Annotated in this window: 2 protein-coding genes; both read left to right on the top strand. The window is 34.4% G+C overall.

Annotation, left to right across the window (positions count from 1 at the left end; all coding sequences use genetic code 11):
• Positions 1 to 301: 301 nt before the first annotated feature.
• The gene (locus ACFCYN_RS15895) at positions 302 to 4,468 is read left to right on the top strand and encodes a S8 family serine peptidase (RefSeq protein WP_172445838.1); all 4,167 of its coding nucleotides are present in this window, start codon (positions 302 to 304) and stop codon (positions 4,466 to 4,468) included.
• 368 nt (positions 4,469 to 4,836) lie between these two features.
• A complete protein-coding gene (locus tag ACFCYN_RS15890) occupies positions 4,837 to 8,970 on the top strand; it encodes a S8 family serine peptidase (protein ID WP_375950309.1) in 4,134 nt (1,377 codons plus the stop codon).
• Positions 8,971 to 9,071: the final 101 nt, after the last annotated feature.

Raw genomic sequence — 9,071 nt, 5'->3', positions numbered from 1 at the left:
ATCGATATATATATATAAGAAATTTATATTTAAATAAAATAGTAAAATTTATACCAAAAGTTTATAAACATTTAACGGAAATTTTGTCGAACTTTCTCCTGAATTGTTCTGTAAACCCTGTGGTATAAAACTTCATTAACCCAATTGTAAAAAAAATGAAAATTCTCAATAATTAAATTGAATAAATGACAATTTGTTTGTTTATTTTTTGGGAAATATTTCAGAATTTGTCAAAGTAAGAATATTTTTGAACTTCAATGTAGAAATCTACTTTGTTGTAAACGATCTAGGAGGAAGAGAAATGGGGAATAAGACAGAGAAAAAGTTTTTAAAAAGCTTTACCGTTTTAGCTTTAACTTCGGGTTTTATGTTGAGCTCACTTGGTCATGTAGTCAATAGCACAAAAGCAGCAAGTCCAAGTAATGTAGAAAACATACTAGCGAATCTAACTTCAGAACAAAGAGCAGCACTTGAACAGCTTTCGACTAGTGAACAAACAGGTCTTCAAATTTCTTCAGATATTAACTTAAATTCTTCAGAGCAAGCAAGTGTTATTGTAGAGTTTGCAAATAAACCTGCTAAAGTAGCCCAAATTGAGGCGAGTGTAGAAGGTAAAACATTAACTACATCTGATGCAGCAAAACTTGTCGATCAAGATCACGAGACATTTGCTGAAGATGTTGGGCAAGTACTAGAAAGTGGTAAAACTAAAAAAGTAGATTATACGATTAGTCGTTCATATAAAAATGCTTTTAATGGTGTTTCGATGAGTCTACCAGCAAACCAAATTAAAAATCTATTGAAATCAAAAGCTGTTAAAGCAGTTTGGAGTAACCGAACATTTACAATTGATCCTCCAAAGGAAAACGATGAACTAAAAGCTGATGAATCAAATGTTGGCAACTATACACCTTATGATGCTTTAGATCGATTACATGCGGAAGGCTTTACTGGAAAAGGAATTAAAATAGGAATTCTAGATACAGGAATTGACTACAACCACCCAGATTTGAAAGATGCATATAAAGGTGGATATGATTTCGTTAACAATGACAATGATCCAATGGAAACAACATACACAGATTGGAAAAAATCTGGACAAGCTGAATTCGTTAGTGGAAGTGCGTATTATACTGAACACGGTACGCACGTAGCGGGAATTATCGGTGGTCGTGGAAAAGCAGATAGTGAGTATAAAACTGTTGGTGCGGCTCCAGAATCTGATATTTATTCTTACAAAGTACTTGGTCCATATGGCAGTGGAACAACAGATGCAATCATTGCTGGAATTGACCGAGCTGTGAAAGACGGTATGAATGTCATTAATATGTCTCTAGGGGCAACATTAAATGACCCACTTTTTGCAACTTCTATTGCGGTAAACAACGCAGTTTTAAGTGGGGTGACTACTGTTATTGCGGCAGGAAATAGTGGGGACCAAATGTATACTGTTGGTGCACCTGGAGCTGCAGCGTTAGCTTTAACTGTAGGAGCGTCATCTATTGCACTTGATATTTATCAATATGCAGGTGTGCAAGATGGTAAAAATTATACTTTAAGACAATTAGCAAGAAATTATAAAGACGATTTAACTACATTAAAAGGTAAAACATATCAGCTTGTTGATGTAGGTTTAGCCAACGCAGCCGACTTTAAGGGAAAAGATTTAACTGGTAAGATTGCATTCATTAAACGTGGTACGACCGCATTAATTGATAAAATTAAAGCTGCAAAAGCGGCTGGCGCAGCTGGTGTTTTAATGTATAACGATGAAACAAATAAAGCTGAAGGACCAATTCAAGCATTCCTTGGTGAATCAGTCGATGCGATTCCTGCATTCTCAGTTTCAAATGACGATGGAAATACAATCGCAGCTGCAATTAAAGCTGGTAAGACAGACTTTACTTTTGGAGATTTTACGAAATTAAAAACTGCTTCAGATGAATTAGCTCAATTCAGTTCTAGAGGTCCAACGCGTGTGAACTATGATATTAAACCAGAAGTTACTGCACCTGGTGTGTCAATTCTTTCAACTGTACCATTCTATGTCAACGATAAAACAGTTGATGGTTCAAAACCAGAAGATTATAAATATTCGTATGAGCGATTATCAGGTACTTCAATGGCGACACCATATGTAGCTGGTGTATCTGCATTGCTACTACAATCAAATAAAGATTTAAAACCAGAAGATATTAAATCAATCTTAATGAACACAGCAGATCCATTATCAAAAGCCTATAGTGTATTTGAAGAAGGTAGCGGCCGAGTAGATGCTTATGAAGCAATCCATTCAAATGTGGAACTTGAAGTAGTTGATAAAACACCAACAATCATTAATGGTAAAGAAAAATCAATTCAAGAATTAACAGGTGGAATGAGCTTTGGTTCATTTGGATTTGATGATAAAGATATCGCTGATTCGCGCACAGTTACATTAAAGAACCGTAGTGAGAAATCAAAAACATTCAACGTAGATGTGAAATTCCAAACTGGTTTAAGAGGATCGAAAGACGCAGCTCAAAACAATGTAACTTTATCAGGTCCTTCAACAGTTAAATTAAACGGTATTAGTCAAAAATCAATCAAGTTTAACTTAAGCATTCCAAAAACAGCAGAAAAAGGAACATATGAAGGGTATATCACTTTCACAAATACTCAAGATCCAACAGAAACATATCAAATTCCGTTTGGTGGACGTGTAATAAATGAAGGCATTGATTCAGTTGACGCCTTACCAATGTTTTCAACTGATACAGCATGGCCGGAAAATGCTTGGCCATTCGAATCGTATTCATTCTCATTAAAATCACATATGAAAACATTAGAAGTTGTTTTACAAGATGCGACTACAGGTGAAGACCTAGGATTATTAGGCACGTTGAGTCCAATCGTACTGAACGAAAATCAAACTTATTATGTTACAAAAGGATTTACCGGAACATATTATCCATTTACTGGTGACTCTAAGAATCCGATTAGCTATCTACCAGAATTTGCACAACCAGGACGATATAAAATAAAGATGGTTGGATCAAACGAACAAGGTAAAACATTTACAAAATCTTCTGAGTTCATTTATGATCAAGGTGCACCAACTATGACTTCTAGCTTTGATTCATTAGATCAAAAAGTAATTGAATATAATGATAGTCAATTTGATTCAAATGGACAATTCTTATATGACTTTAACATTAACTTAAATGATCCTGAAACAGAAGAAGCAAGTAAACTAGGTTTTCCAGTTGATCAATCAGACAATTCAGTTGTTACATTCTATAATGGTCCATGGCCGAAAGCACCAATTTATACTGATAAAAATGGAAATTACACAGATAAACTTGTAGTTAGAAAACAAGCTGCACCTTTACAAGTTCAGTTTTATGGAATGGATTATGCAAGAAACGTTATAGGAAATGCTTTTAACATGTTAAGAGTTGTTTTTGTGGATCACAATTTACCTTATTACTATTTAAAGGCAAATAAACAAATCGTATCAAATGGAGACACAGTAAATTATAGTGTTCGTTCAAATAATGTTAAAAACTTAAAAACATCTAAAATTACAATACCAGTTGATCCTAACCTAGCTTCAATTGAGAATGTAGTAGTAAATGATGCAGTTAAGCAGTATGGTGATGCGCAAGTTTCTGTAGCTGCTGTTCAAACAAGTCCGTCTAATACGAACTATACAATTACATTCACTTATTTAGGTGACAAAGCATTACCAGAAGACTTACAATTATTTAATTTCGACCTAAAAACGGCTAAAAAGTTTACGGATGGACTTTATGGAGGATCTGCTTTCAATTGGTATTCAATGACAGCCTCTACGATTGATCAATCAAATGTAGAGACTAATAATGTCTACTCTTATATGGAAAGTATTAAATATAAACCAACATATTCAAGATTAGATGGGACAGTACAAGTTGAAGGTGCTAAAGATTCCTCAGGTCAACCTATTTACGCAATGGATCTAAGTAAAGTTGGAGCAAATGTAACGGTTACTTCTTATGACGGCAAAACAACTGCTACTCCATCAAGTTTAAACAAGAGTGGTCAGTATATCATTGAAGGTCTAAAAGCTGAAGTAAATCCATATACGTTAACAGTTGATTTACCAGGTCACTTTACTATGAACAAACAAGTTGTATTATCCAATAATGTACGTGGTGAAATAGTAGGAAAAAGATTAGCGTTTAATTTACCAACTGCAGCAGCAGGAGATGTAAACAAAGATAATGTGATCGATATTCTAGATGCATTAGCAGTGCAAACATATTGGGGTACTAATAAAGCAGCTGCCGATTTTAATTTTGATAAAGTAGTAGATAAAAAGGATATGGATTACATTGTTAAAAACTTTGGATTAAAAAATCCGACTGTTTCAAATGCGCCAAAAGCAAAAACTGCTTATAAAGGCGTTACACTAGATGATGTATTAACTCAATTAGGATTACAATAATCATGGAATGAAGAGAAGCTGAATTTTGGCTTCTCTTTTTCTATGGGGAAAAATTGAGAATCTTATTGAATGCGAGTCAACCAGAAATATTTTTATATTTTTGACTGATCTAAACAATAAAAAATATAAGAAAGTTTATAAACTTCCGGTACGAATTGTGTCGAAATATGTATAAAAAAGTTGTAGATAAAGAGAGAATCCACCACATATAACCCGATTGAGTATTTTTAGAATATTTACAATAATTAGATTAAGAAAGTGATAATGAAGAGCGATGAACGAATATAAAGACTACTAGTATTTTAGATTCATAATTCCTCTGCTTTTAAAACATCATTTTCCGAATTATACAACAATGGGGGAAGAGTATGTTAAAGAGAACGAGTAAAAGTAAAATTGCAAAAAGCCTGACTGTAGCTGCTTTATCGTCTAGTTTTATTTTAGGTTCGTTAGGTCACATTTCAAATGTAACAAAAGCTGAAAATGCTTCAACAGCAGAATCAATTTTGGCGAAATTAACACCACAGCAAAGAGAGGTTTTACAGAAGCTTTCAACTACAGATCAATCAGGGCTTTTTCTAGACTCGAATGTAAATTTAAACAGTTCAGAAACTGTTTCAGTAATCGTTTCATTTAAACAAAAGCCTCAAAAAATTGCAGTATTAGAAGCGGCATTAAAAGGACAAGCTTTATCTGAATCAAAAGCAGCAAGTAATGCTAATGCAGATCATACGAAGTTTAAATCAGATTTAGGTTCATTATTTAAAACAAAATCTGATGGTGCTTATAAAATAAAACGTGAATATAAACATGCTTTTAACGGGGTAGCCTTAGAAGTCCCTGCAAATAAACTAAATGAATTAATGAAATCAAGTGCAGTGCAAGCTATATATAGTGATGTAAAAGTACAATCAGAACTTCCAGTTGAGGGAAAAGATTCTTCTACAAAATCAATAGGAAAAGGAATGGCAGATGAACGTTCTTTCCTACAAATTGATAAATTACATGAAGAAGGTTATACAGGTAAAGGAGTAAAAGTAGCTGTTCTTGATACAGGTGTTGATTATAATCATCCTGATATTAAAGGAGCATATAAGGGTGGATATGATTTCGTAGATAACGACAATGATCCAATGGAAACAACTTATGCTGATTATGTAAAAGCTGGTAAACCATATGGAGATACTGGCGCTGGAAATTACGTAACTGAACATGGTACTCACGTATCTGGAACGATTGTAGGACAAGGGAAAAATGAAAGTGAAGATGCTACAACAGGTATTGCGCCAGATGCGGATCTTTATGTATACCGTGTATTAGGACCAGGTGGAAGTGGTTCAACTGACAATATCATCGCAGGTATTGATCAAGCAGTTGCAGATGGAATGGATGTTATGAACCTTTCATTAGGAGCGAATTATAATGATCCACTAATTGCAGAAAGCATTGCTATTAATAATGCTGTACTAAATGGTGTAACTGCAGTAGTAGCTGCTGGTAATGCAGGAAATAAAATGTATACATTAGGATCACCGGGATCAGCAGCTTTAGCATTAACAGTTGGAGCGAGCGATGTACCAATTTCTACAATGGCTGCAAAAGGATCAATCGATGACGCAACAGCTAACTTACAATTAATGGCAAGTGGTGAGGGAGACGATGTTACAAAGTTTAAAGGGCAAACTTTACCAGTAGTAGATGTAAACCTAGGAGAAGCATATTCTGGAAAAGATGTAAAAGGAAAAATTGTCCTAATGGCACGTGGAACGTATACGATGGATTCTAAAATCGCTGTAGCTAAATCTCAAGGTGCGGCGGCAGTTCTAATGTATAATGATAACCCAACTGAAGGTTTCATCCCAACTTATTTTGGTGAAGGGGTTAACTTCATTCCAACTTTCTCATTACCAAATGCAGAAGGACTTGCGTTAAAGCAAAAGCTTCAAGCCGGATCAGCTAACTTTACGTTTACAGATATTGGGGAAGCAAAAACGCAAGGTGATAGATTAGCAGATTTCAGTTCAAGAGGGCCAGCGAGATTAACTTACGATATCAAACCAGAAATTACGGCTCCAGGTGTGAATGTATTATCAACAGTTCCAGGTTTTATTAATAACCCAAATAATCCAACAGATTATAAAAATGCATATGAGCGTATGTCAGGTACATCAATGGCCACACCATTTACAACAGGTGTTGCAGTATTATTAAAACAAGCTAAACATAACCTACAACCAGCAGATATTAAAGCGATTTTAATGAATACTGCAGATTCTTTAAGTAAACCATACAGTGTATTTGAACAAGGTGCAGGTCGAATAGATCCATATAATGCAATCCATTCAACGATTGAAATTAAAGTTCAAGAAAAAACACCAATGATTGTAAACGGAAGAGAAAAACAAATAAATGAAGAAACAGGCGCACTAAGCTTTGGGAATGTAACTTTTAATGGAAATGACAATGTAGCTGACCGTACGATCACGTTAATGAACAGAGGAGAAAAGACGAAGACGTTTAATGTAAAAGTCAATTTCCAGTCAAACTTACGTGGCTCTAAGGATGCAGTTGCAAATGGAGTGAAAGTTCAAACTGCTTCATCTGTTACATTAAAAGGAATTAGTCAAAAGAAAACAAATATTACATTAAATATTCCTAAAACAGCTGAAAAAGGAATTTATGAAGGATATGTAGTGTACACAAACAAAGATAATCCAGCTGAAACATATCGAATTCCATTTGGCGTACATTATGTAGAAAAAGGATTCCAATCAATGAATCTTACTCGTCAGTCGTTCTCAACTGATCGAAATAATTTAAATAATGGTTTATTTTATCCATATTTATTTACAAACTTCTCATTAAAATCTCATATGAGATCAATCGACGTAGTATTAACTGATGCGGTGACAGGTCAGGATTTAGGGGTTATGAATACATTCGATGGTGTTGCTTATGATGAAAACACTCAATATCAAATTGCAGCAACTGTAGGAGCATATTATCCTTTTACAAACGATCCAACAAATCCTGTTAGTACAAAACCTTTATTGCCAAAAGAAGGCTTATACAAAATTAAATTAATTGGGTATGATGATGACGGGAAATCATATACAACTTCTCAAGATTTATTAGTAGATAATACAATGCCAAATAAATTTGATGTTCAAGTAGCAGGAGAAAAAGAAGGCAATCCTTTTGTAGAGTATAAGGAAGGCCAAAGTTCCGTACCGTTTACTGCTTCAATTAATGACAAATCAGTTGAGCTAATGAAAGGAGCAGGAATAAAAGCAGATCAGTCTCAAAACATAATTGCTTATTACTATAATAGCCCTTGGTTATCTGGAACAATGCCATTAGATGAAAATGGATTTGTAAAAGATGAAATTGCAATGAATCCAAGCACACAATTTCTATCATTTAGATTCCTTGGGGGAGACCAAGCGACAAATACATTTGGTGATAAGCAATACATTTTCACAAAAGAAGGAACTCCGTATGTTTACGGTCAACCACAAGCAAAAACAAGAAATAATCGACTTATTACTCATCCAGGTGATACAAATACAATTACACTAACTGCTAATAATGTGGCTAAACTGAAACAAGCGGGATACAGCTTTACAACAAATACAGTTGATACAAATATCGTAAATATTGCATTAAATCCAGCGGCTAAGGAACTAGGAGGACAATTAAACGTAACAACAACAAACCCAACTAGTACAACTGTTAAATCAGATGTTAATGTAACGTTTGATGGATCTAAGGAAGTATCTGGTGATATTCCAATGGTAGATGTAACGTTCAAAATTCCAGCAATAAAAGATATTGTATATTCAAGTTTCTACAATGTAGCGACTACTCTTACAAGTGTAGACAATACAGTGACAAAACCATTAACTTATATCGTACCAATCGCAATTTTGCCAAATATCTCAGCTGTGAAAAGCTATATTCATCCAGAAACATTCCAAAATGCAGATGGTTCTTTGAAAGCAGTTGATTTTACAAAACTTGGCGCAAAAGTAACGATTGTAGATAGCAAAGGAAATTCATACGATGCACCACTCAATACAAGAGGACAATTTAGAGCAACTGGATTACCAGTTACAAGCGATGAGTTTACAGTGATCACAGATATTCCAGGTCACTTTACAACATCTGGTAAGTTTGACAGTGTATACAATACATTAGATGGTTTCATGTATGGAATTGAAAAAACAATTGGAACAGAATCTGTTGATGTTGCAACTGCAGGAGACGTCAACAAAGACGACGTAATCGATATAAATGACGCACTAGCAATTCAAACATACTGGGGAACAAACAAACGCTCAGCAGATATCAACTTTGACGGAACGGTTGATGCAAAAGATTTCGCATATGTAGAAAAGAATTTCTTAATGCAAAATCCAGCAGTAGACAATGCACCAAAACCAGTGAAGAAATATAAAGGTAAAGATCTTGCAGCTATTAAGAGTGATTTAGGTATTCAATAAGCAAGATTTGAGTAGAGTAAGAAATTTATAGAATAGTTGCTAAAGGTTGTCTCATTAGTCAAAGTACTTTTGAGGCTGCCTTTTTATTTTATATGGAAGTT

The organism is Gottfriedia sp. NPDC056225 (assembly GCF_042267765.1).
Classification (GTDB): Bacteria; Bacillota; Bacilli; order Bacillales; family Bacillaceae_G; genus Gottfriedia.
The sequence above is the reverse complement of the archived record's forward strand: the minus strand, read 5'-3'. Positions and strand labels throughout refer to the sequence as shown.